General features: G+C 39.0%; 12 protein-coding genes. 3 read left to right on the forward strand and 9 right to left on the reverse strand.

Annotated features, from left to right (window positions below; all coding sequences use genetic code 11):
* Positions 1-96 precede the first annotated feature (96 nt).
* Positions 97-1,479 (reverse strand): TlpA family protein disulfide reductase, encoded by a 1,383-nt coding sequence (locus ACZ5L8_RS03200; protein ID WP_464439711.1) that lies wholly within the window; start codon positions 1,477-1,479, stop codon positions 97-99.
* Between the two features lie 207 nt (positions 1,480-1,686).
* On the opposite strand from ACZ5L8_RS03200, the gene ACZ5L8_RS03205 reads away from it, so the two are divergent.
* Positions 1,687-3,312, forward strand: coding sequence for an ABC-F family ATP-binding cassette domain-containing protein (locus ACZ5L8_RS03205; protein ID WP_464439713.1), 1,626 nt, complete (start codon positions 1,687-1,689; stop codon positions 3,310-3,312).
* A gap of 49 nt (positions 3,313-3,361) precedes the next feature.
* On the opposite strand, the gene ACZ5L8_RS03210 is transcribed toward ACZ5L8_RS03205, so the two are convergent.
* From ACZ5L8_RS03210 to recG, 5 genes are all read right to left on the reverse strand, one after another.
* Complete coding sequence (locus ACZ5L8_RS03210; protein WP_464439714.1) at positions 3,362-3,874, reverse strand: putative signal transducing protein; 513 nt, start codon at positions 3,872-3,874, stop codon at positions 3,362-3,364.
* A gap of 3 nt (positions 3,875-3,877) precedes the next feature.
* Positions 3,878-4,597, reverse strand: a complete 720-nt coding sequence (locus ACZ5L8_RS03215; protein WP_464439716.1) for a hypothetical protein — start codon at positions 4,595-4,597, stop codon at positions 3,878-3,880.
* Between the two features lie 66 nt (positions 4,598-4,663).
* Entirely contained in the window at positions 4,664-7,090 is a 2,427-nt protein-coding gene (pheT, locus tag ACZ5L8_RS03220) for a phenylalanine--tRNA ligase subunit beta (RefSeq protein ID WP_464439718.1), read from the reverse strand.
* Between the two features lie 90 nt (positions 7,091-7,180).
* Entirely contained in the window at positions 7,181-7,744 is a 564-nt protein-coding gene (locus tag ACZ5L8_RS03225) for a phosphatase PAP2 family protein (RefSeq protein ID WP_464439719.1), read from the reverse strand.
* On the reverse strand, positions 7,745-9,850 hold the full coding sequence (gene recG, locus ACZ5L8_RS03230) for an ATP-dependent DNA helicase RecG (protein ID WP_464439720.1): 2,106 nt from the start codon (positions 9,848-9,850) through the stop codon (positions 7,745-7,747).
* A gap of 95 nt (positions 9,851-9,945) precedes the next feature.
* Between recG and ACZ5L8_RS03235 the strand changes: the two genes are divergently transcribed.
* The gene (locus tag ACZ5L8_RS03235) at positions 9,946-12,015 is read left to right on the forward strand and encodes a M1 family metallopeptidase (protein ID WP_464439722.1); all 2,070 of its coding nucleotides are present in this window, start codon (positions 9,946-9,948) and stop codon (positions 12,013-12,015) included.
* Positions 12,016-12,939: a patatin-like phospholipase family protein gene (locus tag ACZ5L8_RS03240; protein ID WP_462598883.1), complete on the forward strand. Its 924-nt coding sequence runs from the start codon at positions 12,016-12,018 to the stop codon at positions 12,937-12,939.
* A gap of 12 nt (positions 12,940-12,951) precedes the next feature.
* Here ACZ5L8_RS03240 and ACZ5L8_RS03245 read toward each other — a convergent pair whose 3' ends face one another.
* Genes ACZ5L8_RS03245 through ACZ5L8_RS03255 form a run of 3 tightly spaced genes read right to left on the reverse strand, consistent with a single transcriptional unit; the run spans position 12,952 to position 16,394 of the window.
* Complete coding sequence (locus tag ACZ5L8_RS03245) at positions 12,952-14,244, reverse strand: hypothetical protein (protein ID WP_464439724.1); 1,293 nt, start codon at positions 14,242-14,244, stop codon at positions 12,952-12,954.
* Position 14,245: 1 nt separating this feature from the next.
* Positions 14,246-14,767 carry a DUF7935 family protein gene (locus ACZ5L8_RS03250; protein ID WP_462598881.1) on the reverse strand — a complete coding sequence of 174 codons (522 nt, stop codon included), beginning with the start codon at positions 14,765-14,767 and terminating at the stop codon, positions 14,246-14,248.
* A 10-nt stretch (positions 14,768-14,777) separates the two neighbouring features.
* Positions 14,778-16,394: an FMN-binding glutamate synthase family protein gene (locus ACZ5L8_RS03255; protein ID WP_464439726.1), complete on the reverse strand. Its 1,617-nt coding sequence runs from the start codon at positions 16,392-16,394 to the stop codon at positions 14,778-14,780.
* Between the last annotated feature and the right edge of the window lie 13 nt (positions 16,395-16,407).

Raw genomic sequence — 16,407 nt, forward strand, 5'->3', positions numbered from 1 at the left:
CTTTCGGCGAAAGCTATAAAAACACAAAACCGCTCTTTTAAAAGAGCGGTTTTTTTATGCATTAGACTTTTTCGCGGAAGCGTTAAAAAAGAAAAATTAGCGTTTTAAATATTTCTCTAATTCTTTTTCAAAGCTGGAGCTAAACATATTTGCGTGAGCATTAAGAATGGTGCCATCACCATCTACAATGAAGGTGCGAATCACGTTTGTGATAGCAAGATCTTGTTTAAGCTGCTCAAGATCATCCTTAAATTGAAATTCTTTTCTTGGGTCAAGATTATAAAGCTCAATAAACTTGATCCACTCATTAGAATCTTTGTCAATATTTATCGCCAGATAATCATACTGCGGGAATTTGCGCTGTAGCTCCTTCATCTTCTCGTGAGAAGTAACGATGTGGCTCTTGCGATTCTCTGTCCAAAAGAAAATTATCGTAGGCTTGCGTATCAACGACTTTAATTTTACTTCATTGCCGCGGGTATCATACAGTGTCTCTTCTGGTAAGAAACGACCGGCCTCTACATTTTTGTTAGCGTTGTATAATTCCTGTATTTCGGCTTTATCTCGAGGCGAAGCAATGCGCTCCATGTAAATTTCATAAAGAAGTTTGCCGCCAGTTTTATCATTACTATCAGAGAGATAATCTTTAATTGTTCTGGTAAGCAAATAACTTTCGACACTGTCGTTCTCTACCTTCTCGTTAATAAGACGCAGTTTATGCGCATTGTGTGTAAACGATTTAGGGTCATACGCCATATCATCTACATATTCTTCAAAGGCTAGATGATTAAAGTAATTGTACAAGAATCTTTGATATGCATACAGACTTAAATACTGTGGCATATTAAGATTAATGTCTTTTCTATATGCATGAAAATCATCAGGAGAGCTCTGTATATTTTTTACTTGGCTTTTGCCAAAAGAAGAAAGACAATATGCCTCCTTCATTGCATAATCCTCGTAATTTATGTCTACCTGCATAAGATCAATAAACTCCTCTGAAAATTGATTGTTGAGCTTAGCATCTTGCCAGATCAACTGATGTTCTTGCTGTAGTGAGTCTACATATTTTTTAAACTCAGAGTAGCTGCGCTGATAAACCTGCTGATCTAGCATCGCTTTACCCTCAGCTTCATACATCAAAAAATATTTAAGGAGTAAATTATTCTTTACTGCACCATATCCAGAAAAAGTAAGCGTCTCATCATATTGAAAGGTGTTTACTCGCAACATGATACTGTCTCCTTCTTCAATAAAGACTAATTGACGTTCTTTATGAAAAAAGGTATAAAGACCTGGAGTGAAGTCTTCAAACTCATAAAGAAATTGGTTGTTTTGATTAAGAGCGATCTCTTCGATCTCAATATTATCCTTTCTTAATACAACATTATTAGAGACAGGATTTACGATCTCACCACCTAAGTATGTACCTTCCTGTGACTTATGATCATCACAAGACACAAGGGCAGATAGCAGCACAAGCGATGCTGCGGTATAAAACCGTTTCGAACAAGTATTAAAGGTATACAGGATAAACGTTTTAGGTGACGGATGCCAAAATTAACGGGGCAGTTAGCATCGCTATGTTAACTATTTATTAAAAGGATTATAATAAAAGTTAATGTTTCATCCTTTACTGCTTTAATCTTACTTTTGCGCCATTGTAAATGACATAAAATATAGTCTATGCTATCAGTTTCTAATTTGTCAGTTCAGTTTGGTAAACGTGTCCTTTTTGATGAGGTTAATGTAACGTTTACTGAGGGTAACTGTTATGGAATAATAGGTGCCAATGGTGCAGGAAAATCCACTTTTTTAAAAATCATTAGTGGGCAAGAAGATCCTACGTCTGGACATGTACACCTGGAGCCAGGTAAACGTATGTCTGTTTTAACGCAGGATCACTACGCGTATGACGAGCACACTGTGCTTGAGACGGTGTTGATGGGTAACAAAGAACTTTTTGCTATTAAACAAGAGATAGATGCTTTGTATGCAGATTATTCTGATGAAAATGCTGATAGAATAGGGGAGCTTCAGGTGCAGTTTGAAGAAATGAATGGTTGGAACGCAGATAGCGATGCAGCTGCTTTAATTTCAAACCTAGGTATTACTGAAGATCTGCACTATTCACTGGTTAAGGATCTGGATGGTAAACAAAAGGTACGTGTACTTTTGGCGCAAGCCTTATTTGGAAATCCAGATGTGTTGATCATGGATGAGCCTACTAACGACCTTGATTATGAAACGATTAGTTGGTTAGAGAATTTCTTAGCAAATTACGAGAACTGTGTGATCGTTGTTTCTCACGACCGTCACTTCCTTGATGCGGTTTGTACGCATATCTCTGATATTGACTTTGGTAAGATCAATCACTTTAGCGGTAACTATACCTTCTGGTACGAATCTTCACAATTAGCGGCTCGCCAGCGTGCGCAGCAAAACAAAAAAGCCGAAGAGAAGAAAAAGGAACTTGAAGAGTTTATTCGCAGGTTTAGTGCGAACGTGGCAAAAAGTAAACAAGCTACATCTCGTAAGAAGATGATAGATAAGCTTAATATTTCAGATATTAAGCCATCAAGCCGTAGATATCCTGCACTTATTTTTGAGCGTGAGCGTGAGGCGGGAGATCAAATTCTTAATATCGAGAAATTAGCTTCTTCTGTAGATGGTGAGATCTTGTTTCAAAATGCGAACATTAACCTTGCAAAAGGAGACAAAGTTGTTCTTTTCTCTAAAGATAGCCGTGCAACAACCGCTTTTTATGAGATCATCAATGGTCAACAAAATGCACTAGAAGGTAAATACGAGTGGGGTGTAACTACAACACAAGCATATTTACCGGTAGATAATCAGGAGTTTTTTGATAACGATCTTACACTCGTAGATTGGTTGCGTCAATATGCAAAAACTGAAGAAGAAAGAGAAGAAGTGTTCTTAAGAGGTTTCTTAGGTAAAATGATCTTTTCTGGTGAAGAAGCTTTAAAAACTTCTAACGTACTATCTGGAGGTGAAAAAGTAAGATGTATGCTTAGCCGCATGATGATGCAGCGCGCAAACGTATTGATGCTTGACGAGCCTACAAACCACCTTGATCTTGAAAGTATCACCGCCTTTAACAACAGTTTAAAAAACTATAAAGGAACCGTGATCTTAACTACAAGTGACCACGAGTTTGCACAAACTGTGGGTAATCGCGTGATAGAGCTTACGCCAAAGGGAATCATCGATAGATACTTAACCTTTGATGATTACATGAGCGATCCTAAGATCAAAGAGCAGCGTCAAAGCATGTATGCTGTAGAAGCTTAAAAATTTGATTTTTAATATAAAGAAGAGCAGATGGTAACATCTGCTTTTTTTATGCCTTTCGGCGAAAATGATTCACAAGCGCTACAACACAGAAAACTAGGATCGCACCGCTAAGAATTATTCTAAAGGTTGGCACTTCTTCACCTTTTAATAAAGGAGATAATCTCCAAGCCGAATATATGATCAAGCCAATGTTAAGGATAACATTAAAAATTGAACGCTTAGGAGCTTTATCTTCTTTTTGAATAAGCGGTCTTGTTGCTTTTTTCTGCACATCATCTTGCTCGGCAAGTCTACTTTTTGTGGCTTGTTCTTCTAGTATTTCATCAGGAATACCGTTTTCAAAAGCAGTTTCAACTAATCGCTTAGATGTAACGATATCTTGCTTTTGCACAAATAACTTTACATTATCTGGGCTTGCGCCAAATCCTCCTCGCAATCCACTCTCAAAATCATTGCGCACTACGGCATGAATACCTTTTTCTTGAAGTAGACCTCTTAAGTAGGCAACTTCTATTTGCGAACCAGTATAAACGCGTTCGTAGGAAGAATCTTTAAGCATAAATTATTGAGCTTTATCGTATTTGCTTTGCCAGATGGCAGTATTAAAATTTTTGCCCAGAGCAAAACCATAAAAAAGAACTACAGCCGCAATGGATTTAAACATAAAAAAGAAAACCATTATATCTTGATCAAAGCTTTGCTTCTTAGTAAACAGACCGTCAGGAACCATCAAAGTTGCCACAATGCTAGAAAGAAGGATGGCAGCGATAAGATTCTCAAAACTCTTAAAAGGCCACATCATCCATTTACGCAACGGGTGAAGATCATTTCCCCATTTGTGGATCAAATAGAAATAATCATTCCCCATAGGTACAAACAGCAAAGGATCGTCAGTTTTTTCTAGAACAAACATTTTTGACGGTGCAATGATCTTAAAGTCGGCTAGTTGTGTATGGTGCTCACGTTCAAGATTCTTTATTTCACGCAATACTTGGTTTGGGAAATTTCCTTTAAAGTATTTTGTGTCAAGAAAACGCAAGCGGTAGGTGATGCAAATTTTCTTTATATCACTTACGTGAAAAATACGCTCACTGTCTAGCTTGTCAAAATCAAGAGTGTTGTCTGCGTTCTTTTCGCCGCCAAGGCTATTAAAAATACGCGCATCGTTTTTTGCATCCTCATCCAGAAACTGCTTGATTTGCTGCAAAACAGTTTCTCCATCAAAATGCTGCCCTCTTTGCTTAAGCAGTTTATGATGAATGTTTGTCCTTTTAATAAGCATAGCCGTCTTTTCTCGTAAAGTTAGCCAATTGTTATTTATAGGTCAACAGGATAGCAAATTTTAAGATTAGCGCAGTTCTGCTCCCAGCGACTTCTCAAAACTAGACTGTAACTTGCTCATGATCTTATCGATCTGCTTGTCTGTAAGTGTTTTATGTTCGTCTTGTAGCGTGAAACTTAATGCGTAACTTTTCTTGCCTTGCGGTATGTTTTTACCTTGATATACGTCAAAAAGGTTTACCTCCTTAAGCACTTTGCGCTCTGCATTACTTGCAGTTTGATACAGTTCATTAAAAGTAACTTTATCATCCACAAGTAGGGCAAAATCACGTCTTACGGCAGGATATTTTGAAATAGGAGCAAAAAGGATCTGCTTTTTACCCACAAGCGTAAGGATTAGATCCCAATCAAAATCTGCATAAAGCACTTCTTGATCTATATCAAAATGCTTCAGGATTTTCTTAGAGACCATGCCCAACTTCACAAGTGTTTTCTTGCCTAGATTAAGCGTGATTCCCTCAGCAAAAACCGAATCTTTAACGGGTTTTACGCTGTAGTTTTTTATACCAAGTTTTGTGAAAATACCATCTACAACACCGCGTAGGTAAAAGAAACTTACAGGTTTTGTGGCCGTAGTCCAGCTCTCATCGTTTTGATTACCTGTAAGAATTAGAGAAAGATGTTTAAACTCTTCTCTTTCTTCGCTGTAATGGTGGTATGTTTTGCCAAATTCAAAAAGCTTAAGACTTTCTTGTCTTCTATTTATATTATGAACCACAGCTTCAAGCCCAGAAAACAACATAGATTGTCTCATAACGCTTAGATCCTGACTTAACGGATTAAGCATAGTAACGTTATGCTCTGGTTTAAGCTCTGTTGTAAGTTCAGCATATTTAGGCGAAGTAAGCGAGTTGTTCAATATCTCATTAAACCCAAGCGCAGCCAACTGATCGCCGGTGATATTCTGTAATTTATAATCTTCAAATCTGCTGCTACCAGAGATTGAAGCATTCAGTTTTTCTTTAAACTGTATGTTGTTGTAACCATAAACACGCAGCACTTCTTCAATCACATCAACCTCGCGCGTTACATCATTGCGATACGCCGGGATGGTCATCCCAATACCAGATTCTGTAACATTATTGATCTTGATGTCAAGCGATGTAAGAATGCTTTTAATCGTTTCTCTAGGGATCTCTTCACCTATTAATTTATGCGCTTCCGCGAAATGAAGAAAAACTTGATGATCCTCTATTTTCTTAGGATAAATATCAACGATCTCGCTAGATACGATACCGCCTGCGATCTCTTGAATTAACAATACAGCACGCCTTAGCGCGTATTTTGTAATATTTGGATCAATACCTCTCTCAAACCTGAAAGATGCATCAGTATTCAGACCGTGACGTTTTGCAGTTTTTCTAACGCTTACTGGATCAAAAAATGCACTTTCTAAGAAAATAGATGTTGTACCTTCAGAAACGCCGCTGTTTAATCCTCCAAAAACACCTGCAATACAAAGTGGTTTCTCCGCATCACAGATCATAAGATCTTCTTCGTGAAGCTCTCTTTCAACTTCATCAAGTGTGGTGAATTTTGTTCCTGCAGCACATGTTTTTACATTGATCTCTCCACCAGAAATTTTTGCAAGGTCAAAGGCATGAAGCGGCTGACCTAACTCGTGAAGCACATAATTTGTGGCATCTACGACATTATTTTTTGGCGCAAGCCCTATAGCTTTTAATCTGTTTTGTAACCACATAGGAGACTCTTGAACCTTAAGGCCAGTGATGGTAACACCACAATAGCGCGGCGATCTCTCGTGATCTAGAACTTCTACAGAAACAGCACTTGTGCGATTATCTACATGAAAAGAACTTACAGACGGTGTGATAAATTCAAGATTAATATCCTCTTGGATCAAACCAGCGCGAAGATCGCGAGCAACACCCATGTGGCTCATCGCATCAGCGCGGTTAGGAGTAAGACCTATTTCAAAAACTTTATCATCTTCTACTTCAAAAACTTCGGCAAGCGGCTTACCAGGAACAAGATCTTCTTGTAGGATCATTATACCATCATGACTTTCGCCCAGACCTAGCTCATCTTCTGCACATATCATCCCGTTGCTTACCTCACCGCGAATTTTTCCTTTTTTGATCGTCCATGGTTCGCCTTTATCATCATAAAGCGTTGTTCCCACAGTCGCTACTGGCACCTTCTGACCTGCAGCCACGTTAGGCGCGCCACATACGATTTGCACAGGTTGCCCATCGCCTAGGTCTACAGTTGTAACGTTAAGTCTATCTGCATTAGGATGTTTTTCGCAAGTAAGTACGTGCCCCACAACGATACCTTCAAGACCGCCTTTTACACTTTGAAAAGCTTCTATACCTTCTATCTCAAGACCAAGGTCTGTTAAAAGATTGCCTGTTTTAGTGGCATCCCAATCTATTTTTATGAACTGTTTTAACCAGTTATAAGAAATCTTCATGCTGCATTTTTAAGAATCGCAAATATAAGATTATCCGTTTTTCTAGTTAGGGATTTTTTGGGGATTGTTTTGGCTTAAAGCCAAAATAACCTAGAAAGTATGCTTCCAAGAAATCAATACTTCTTGATGGCGTGAATTAAATGAAACTTGTGGAATTTGCTCAGGGCGTTTTGAAGTGAAAATATAGGTGAATCCTATAGCAATGCCAGCAGCGCCCAGAACGTCAACATAATCATGGTGCTGCACTTTGCCCTCCACGCGGCTTATGCCTACATACGTGGCTAGGGCATAGGCGGGAATTCCATATTTCCAGCCGTAGCGTTGCTGCAAAAATGAAGCGCTACTAAAAACCGAGGCCGTATGCCCGGATGGAAAAGAATCATAACGGGGTTTATTAGATTCTGGTCTTTCTTTTTTGATCACGTTTTTTAAAGTGTAAGTCAATACCATGGTTGATCCATAAGCAAGAGCAAATTGTTTGCTTCCTTGAAAATCTTTTTCAAGCAACGTTATTAAACCTGCAGAAATAGGCATAGCAAATTCAAGCACATCTCCTGTTTTTTCTACAAAAGAAGTCTCTAGCTCTGGATATTCTTGAGAATAACAAAAAGCTGAGCATAGAAAGATTAGGAGGAGAACGAGGTGTTTTTTCATTTAAGAAATATAATTCCAGATGTTCTTATACTTCATCATATCCTGATACGTTTTTCTAATGATGAGGTTTTCTGGGCGGGCGAGTTTTGCATCATCATTAAGTAATGCTGCTGCATAACCACGTGCGATCTTCATGATCTCGTTGTCTTTAATGATATCTGCGATCTTGAGATTTACTACTCCGCTTTGTTGTGTGCCGGTAATATCTCCTGGACCACGCAGTTTAAGGTCAACTTCTGCGATCTCAAAACCATCATTACTGCTCACCATAGTTTGTAAACGCGTTCTGCTGTCGTCACTAAGTTTATGGCTTGTCATAAGTATGCAATAACTCTGTTCTGCACCACGCCCCACACGACCACGCAATTGGTGTAATTGGCTTAAGCCAAAACGCTCAGCGCTCTCTATAACCATTACAGATGCATTAGGAACATTCACGCCTACTTCGATCACTGTGGTTGCAACCATTATCTGAGTTTCGCCTTTTACAAAACGCTCCATCTCATAATCTTTGTCGACAGGTTTCATCTGACCGTGAACGATAGAAATTTGATATTGTGGCGCAGGGAATTCTCTGGCGATACTTTCGTAACCATCCATAAGATCTTTATAATCTAGCGCTTCACTTTCTTGAATTAGTGGATAAACAATATAAACCTGTCTTCCTTTTTTGATCTCATCTTTAAGGAATCTAAAAACTTTCAGGCGGTTTGCATCATAGCGATGCACGGTTTTAATTTCTTTTCTTCCCGGTGGAAGTTCATCTATTACAGATACGTCAAGATCACCATAAACACTCATGGCAAGCGTACGCGGAATAGGCGTTGCACTCATAACAAGCACATGCGGTGGGAGTTCATTTTTATGCCAAAGTTTACTACGTTGCGCCACTCCAAAACGATGTTGCTCGTCAATAACAGCTAAACCAAGATTATTAAAAACAACCTTATCTTCAAGTAAAGCATGCGTGCCGATCAAGATATGTATATTACCGTTTTCAAGATTTTTATGAATGTCTCTACGCTCAGCGGTTTTTGTAGAACCTGTAAGCAAACGTATCTCAATATCCATATGTTCGCAAAGCTCTACCAAACCATTATAATGTTGCGCGCTTAAAATCTCGGTAGGCGCCATAAGGCAAGCTTGGTAACCATTATCAATGGCTAGAAGCATACTCATCAAGGCAACGATGGTTTTACCACTGCCCACATCTCCTTGCAACAATCTATTCATTTGCGCTGGTTTACCCAGATCGTTGCGTATTTCTTTTACTACGCGTTTTTGAGCGTTTGTAAGTTCAAAGGGTAAATGATTAGCATAAAAATCAGAGAATTTTTGTCCCACTTCCGCGAAAGCGTACCCCTTAATTTTTTTCTTATTGAGCCTGTTTTTTATGAGTAATTGCAGCTGAATGTAAAAAAGTTCTTCAAACTTGAGTCTGTATTGTGCTCTTGCGAGATCATTTTGCGACTGCGGAAAATGAATATTAAAATACGCCTCAGCCTTTGGCATAAGTTTAAGGCCGTCAAGAAGCGGTTGAGAAAGTGCTTCTGGTATAAGTCTACCACATTCTTTAAAAAGCTGTTGCATCACGGTGTTGATCACTTTGTTTGTGATACCCTTTGCTGAAAGTTTTTCGGTAGAAGGATATACGGGTTGCATACTGCCACGAATACTACTTTCGTGCTCGGTAAGCAGCTCCATGTCTGGATGGGCGATAGAGTAGGTGCTGCCGTATTTTTGGCTCTTGCCAAAAACTACATACGGCACATTGATTTTAAGACTTTCTTTGATCCATTTATGGCCTCTAAACCAGACGAGCTCCATCGCGCCGGTTTCATCAACATACGTTGCTACTAATCGTTTGCCACGACCTTCACCTACGGTTTTTATGTGTGTGATCTTACCTTTTATCTGGACATCTGCCGCTGTAGGTTGCAACTGATTTATCTTATAATACGTGGTTCTATCCAGATAGCGATTAGGGAATAAATTGAGCAAATCTTGATAGGTGTGGATGTTAAGTTCTTTGCGCAGCAAATCTGCCCGGTTGGGGCCTACACCTTTAAGATAATCTATGGGGGTTTGTAATTTTCCCTGGCTCATAACAAACGAAGATAAAAAATCTAATCATTCTTGAGTACACTTCCATTTATGAGTTCTATTCACTATTTTGCTAATAGATATTTTTAAGGTTTTTTATGCGTGCTTTACTGGTTGTAGTCGTTGTACTAACTTCATTTTTTTCATATTCTCAACAAACTGAAATTGTAGATTTTAAAAAGATCAAAGCAGATCTATCGCTTGATTTTTATAATGAATCTGTAGATGGTGAGTTGGTGGTAGATTTTTCGATTTTAAAAGAAACGAATTCTATTTTTCTAGATGCTAAAAATCTGGTGACGTATAGCGCAACTTTAAAAGGTAAAGAGTTACCACTTGTTGCAGAGAACGGCAAGCTGATCTTAAATCACGATTTTAAATCAGGTAAGGAGTATTCAGTTGTGATCAAGTTTATTTCTACACCAGATCGTGCGATGTATTTTGTAAACAATCAAGGCAGTGAGCAAGTATGGACGCAAGGCCAAGGAAAGTACACTTCAAACTGGATGCCGTCTATTGATGATATGAATGATAAGATAGAGTTTGACCTGAGCATTTCCGCGCCAAGCGAAAAAACAGTAATAGCAAACGGTAAACTCATTAACAAAACCACAAAAGATAGAATTACCACCTGGCAATTTGATATGCTTGAACCTATGGCGAGCTATCTGGTCGCAATTGCCGCCGGCGATTATAAGAAAGAAACGATCTCGTCAACGTCTGGGGTGCCTATCGAATTGTATTATTACCCCAAAGACTCTGCTAAGGTTTCTTCAACATATTTGTACACGCAGCAGATCTTTGATTATCTAGAGTCCGAAATACGTGTGCCATACGCATGGCAAAATTATAAGCAAATACCTGTAAAAGACTTTCTTTATGCGGGTATGGAGAATACTTCGGCGACCATTTTTAGTGATGATTTTATGGTTGACGAACGTGGTTTTATCGATCGCAACTACGTTAATGTAAACGCACACGAGTTAGCGCATCAATGGTTTGGCGATCTTGTGACAGAGGTTAGCGGTACGCATCACTGGCTTCACGAGGGTTTTGCGACCTTTTATGCTTTGCTGGCAGAGCGAGAGATTTTTGGCGAAGACCATTATTACTGGCAGCTGTATGAGTCTGCAGAGCAGCTCAAGGCGCTAAGCGATCAAGGCAAGGGTGAAAAATTATTAAACCCCAAGGCATCTTCGTTGACTTTTTATCAAAAGGGAGCTTGGGCGCTTCACATTTTGCGAGAGAAAATTGGCGAAGAGAACTTTAGAAAAGCGGTTCAAGAATATCTCAATGAGCACAAATTTAAAAATGTAGAGACGCAAGATTTTATCGCTTCCGCGGAAAAGACTTCTGGGCAAGATCTCTCAGATTTTGTGAAAGATTGGCTGGAGCAGTCGGCTTTTCAGGCTACTGAAGCATTAGAATCATTAAAGAAATCTGATTTCATTCAAGAATACTTAATGGTCAATTCTTTGCGCAAAGTTTCTTTTGATCAGAAGAAAGACCAACTGATGGATGCCGTCACTTTGCCTAATGATTACATAGGGCAAGAAGTGGTTTATCAATTGGCCAGCGAGCCCACTTCAAAATCATGGCCTATTTATAAGCAAGCCTTTGCAAGTAATAATGTTTTGGTAAGGCAAGCAATTGCAGTTTCTTTAGAAGAAATTCCGGCAGAATTGAAGCTTGATTTTGAAAAACTGTTAGAGGATGAATCGTATCTCACCGTTGAGTTAGCGCTTTTAAAACTGTGGATGAACTTCCCACAAGACCGAGCAAAATATCTTGAAAAAACCCGTGGACTCACAGGTTTCTCAAACAAGAATATTGAGACATTATGGTTGGCGCTCGCAATGGCGACAGATGGTTTTGATAGATCTTCATGGCAGCAGTATTATGATAGATTAGAGAGTTATACTGCACCGCAGTATTCTTTAAATATTAGAGAGAACGCATTTCAATATTTATATCAATTGCAGCTTTTTGATGCGCAGTCTTTAGGTAATTTGGTTCAAGGATCTTTGCATGCAAACTGGCGATTTGCACAGTCTTGTCGTCAAATTCTAGATATGCTTATTAAAGATGAAAATTGGAAAGCCATGCTTAAAGGTCTAGGCGGACTCAACACAAAACAACAAGAATTCTTAAATAAAAAACTACAGTAAATGCGCGCACTTGTTATATCTGGCGGAGGAAGTAAAGGAGCCTACGCTGGCGGAGTTGCACAATACCTCATAGAAGAAGCAAAGAATGATTATGATCTTTTTCTGGGCACTTCTACCGGTAGTTTGCTGATCTCTCAGCTTGCCAGCGGCAATGTTTCGCGTGCGTATGAATTGTATACTCAGGTAAACCAGAATACCATTTTTAATGTGAATCCTTTCCGGATCAAGAAAAAGGCGGGGAGAGAATATGTCTCGATAAATTACTTGAACACCGTGAGACAATTCATGAAGAAAAAGAGAACTTTTGGCGAAAGCAAAAACCTTCTCAAAAACATTAAAAAAAATCTAAGTAAAGCAGAATTTGAACGTATAAAACATAGCTCAAAAGACGTTGTTGTTACCGTTTCTAACCTCACAAAAAATACGGTAGAATACAAAAGTATGGACGATTGTAGTTATGAAGATTTTTGTGAATGGATCTGGATTTCTTGCAATTACGTGCCGTTTATGAGTCTGGTTAACAAAAATGGTTGTGAGTATGCAGATGGTGGTTTTGGCTGTATCGTTCCTATAAGAGAGGCGATACGACGTGGCGCGACAGAGGTTGACGCCATAATTCTTGAGTCAGAAAATATGGAATACAACAAAGTCTTGGGGAAGAATCCTTTTGCTTTGATGGTAAATCTCTTTGGCTTTTTAATGGATCAAGTAGAGTATCACGATGTGGTCGTGGGTAAGCTAGCAGCGATCAATAGAGAAGTGCCACTTAATCTGTATTACACACCGTCAAAACTCACAGAGAATAGCCTGATCTTTAACAAAAAGTTGATGACAAACTGGTGGCAACAAGGTTGGGATTACGCTTCCGCGAAAGCGAAACAAGCGCAAGAAAACAAGCTTAAAGATTTGGGTGAAGTGGGGTGAAAGTCAGTAAATCTAAAAATTTTCTTTGCCTTTTCTAATTAATGTTGATATCAGCAAAATGATAAAAACAAAGATTACCCAATCACCATAAAAGAGATATCGTTTTAAAGAGTGCGTTGCAAGCGCAGTGGCTAAAACATTAGATAACACCAAAGCAAAGAGAATTATTGCTGTTAAACCCAATTTTTTGTGCTTTTTCTTATACAGTAAAAAACCACAAGCGAACAACAAGAAGTGTAAAAGCAAGATTCGGCTATTGCCTAAAGCGGCTTTTACATTCTGCACATACAGCCTCAACCATTTAGAGAAATTATCTTTAGTTAACGGCCACCACATTTTTGAGGCTAGGGTATTAGCTTTTATAAACTGATCATTGCTGCTCAAACCTTGATCAGCATACATTTGCATTGCAATGGGATGAATAGTGTGGTTACAGATCGAAACAAAATTTGTCTTGTAATGTTCAAAATAACTCGTCTCTACTGTATTTTCTGCTGAGGTATAATTCATTTTATTTTCGCTTAAAGCGAAATGAACTTTGCTGAAAAATAGTTGTTCTTCTTCTGTTTTGAAAAGCGTAACATCATCTTTATCTGAAACATAGAGCGAAGGTGTGATAAAGCTGATTGCTGCAAAAGGAGTATTTACAAAATGCCCGTGTTTAAAGTAATGAAAGGTCTTTGTATTAAAACTATGAAGCCACGGAGTCGCTACAAACAAAGCGATCGCAAGTAAGCATTTTTTGTTTCTTGTTTTGCTGAAAACGTATAAACTAACCGCAATTTCTACAGGTAACATAAAGGCAAATTGCCCTCTGAAAAACATCAGTAACAGCGTTATCGTAAAGGCTTTTAAGAGATAAAGCTCACTTTTTTCATGAGCGGCTTTAAGAAGATACGTGCAAACAATTAGAAACAGCGGGTAACAAATACCTTCAGTTAGAATAAAGTTTGCGATAAAATGCAAGTGAAGTAGTGGCGCCGCAAGAATAATAAGTATGAAAAGGCGGTAAAGAATATTCAGCTTAAAAAGATTACAGAAGTAAGAGCAAACTAAGTGAAGCGCGAGAATATTTAGCGCAAGCTGAATAAAAATAACAGGATAACCCACGTTGCTAAAAAGCAATTGTAACCCGTCTAAAAACAAAACATATCCAGGAGAGCGATTGATGTCGCCAGCTAAAAAAGCATAACTATCAGGAGCGAAAAGGGCACCTTTTGCAAAAACAAAAACTGCGACAAATATGTAAAAAAGCAACTCAACAAAAACTGGATTTAGCTTTGAGATACGTTGCTTTAAACTCATTTTAAGCAAATGTTTGTTTCACTTCCTTCTTTAAGAATTCAAGAGCTACTGCAGATGGCGGCGGTGTGTCTATCATTTCTCTAAGAACGCTTTCGCGAAATTTATCAGTAGACGATGCATTTTCTTTCATGCCTACAGATCGTATGATCTTAATTGTTCCGTTTTTTGCAGACTTGATGATATTCCAACATTCGTCACTCATGTAGATCTGTTGCGATAAGTTGTGCTCAAATTCTTGCTCGATCTGCGCGACTAAAGTATTTTCATACGTCGCTTTATCTTGATTTCCTGGCTTAACCCTAAGTAACAATTGCGACGGATTGATGCGTTCTAGAAACAATGTAAGCCTTTCGTAAGCTTGTAAGCGAATGGGCAAAGTTTCTTTTTGATAATCACGATGCAATAAGAATCTGCGGCGGCCAGCTTCGTTTTCTATAAAGCGCTTAAAGAATAGATAAGCTACAGCGCCCACAAGTGCTGCCGGAATTAAAGCGATCAATATCTGTATGAATAATTCTTCCATGGTTCTAAATTTAAAAACGAACGAGGTTTTTCTTATTTAATTTCTTAACGTCTTTTTCTTCCTTTTTCTTCTGGTAATTACCGCCCAAATGCTCACAGTCTTGAAGCGATTGCATGCCTTCAAAATGCACGGGAACTTTGTTATACCCAAAACTTCCTGCAAGGGCTTTCATCATATTTTGATCTCCTAGCGTGATATCAGCATCTTCCATGGTCATCTCGCATGGATGTTCATAACCACAGGCATGTGTGATCTCAAGCAATTCTTTCCTGAAATTCTTAAAATAGAAAAGCGTGCGTATAGCTTTGTCATCTACATTAATTCCGGCTTGTAACCATTTATTCTGCGTTGCAATACCAGTGGGGCAAGTGTTTGTATGGCAACTTTGTGCCTGTATACAACCTATAGACATCATCGCCTCACGCGCAACGTTAATACAATCTACACCCATCGCAAAAGCCATCGCACCTATTGCCGGGAATCCTAATTTACCAGCGCCTATAAAAACGATTCTTTCGGTTAGATTTTTTGCTTTAAAGATCTTGTACACTTCGCTGAAACCATAAACCCAAGGCAATGCCACGTGGTCTGCAAAACTAGGCGGTGCGGCTCCTGTACCACCTTCACCACCGTCAATGGTGATAAAGTCTGGACCTCTATTCGTTTCGGCCATTATTTTTGCTAGTTCCTTCCATTGATCTACTTTACCTATCGCGGCTTTGATACCCACAGGCAATCCCGTTGCTGCAGCGACTTTCTCGATAAAGTTTACCATTTCGGGCACGTTGCTAAACGCTTTATGGCTCGGTGGCGAAACAACATCTTTGCCCATTGGCACGTGACGTATTTCAGAAATTTCTTGTGTGATCTTAGAGGCCGGTAAAACTCCACCTTTTCCAGGTTTTGCGCCTTGCGAAAGTTTGATTTCGATAGCGCGAACCTGCGGATTTTCTTCAACCAATTTCTTGATCTTATCAAACGAGAAGTTTCCGTCTTCATCGCGTACACCAAAATAGCCGGTACCAACTTGAAATATCACATCTGCTCCTTGTTTATGATATGGCGATAAACCGCCTTCTCCAGTGTTGTGATATGCATGCGCTTTGTCGCACCCTTTATTTAAAGACGCTATGGCTTTCGCCGAAAGGCTACCAAAACTCATCGCAGATACATTGATGATAGAAGCCGGTCTGTATGGACGTTTACGTTTGCTGTGCGCTCCCATCACTTTTGCACAAGGCAAAAAGTAAGGATCTTTAGTGTTAGGGTGATCCTCCGGAAGCTTCTTTGCCATCATGGCGTTATTGATAAAAATATAGTTGGGCTCGAAGATATTTCTATCAGTACCAAAGCCTTCGTAGTTGTTTTGATTTTTCGCGGAAGCGTATATCCAGCCGCGCTCTATGCGGTTAAATGGTAATTCTTCACGGTTATTAGCAACGATGTATTGACGCAGTTCTGGGCCAATACTTTCGAGCATGTAGCGTATGTGACCTACCACCGGGAAGTTATGCTGAATGATGTGTTTTTTATTAAAGAATATATCCTTGATAGCGATAATTGCGATCACAAAAAGCACCCATGCCCACCAAGGGATAACGGTAAGAAAATCTAATACTGAAGACAATGTTTAAAGAATT

The organism is Leeuwenhoekiella obamensis, assembly GCF_055391795.1.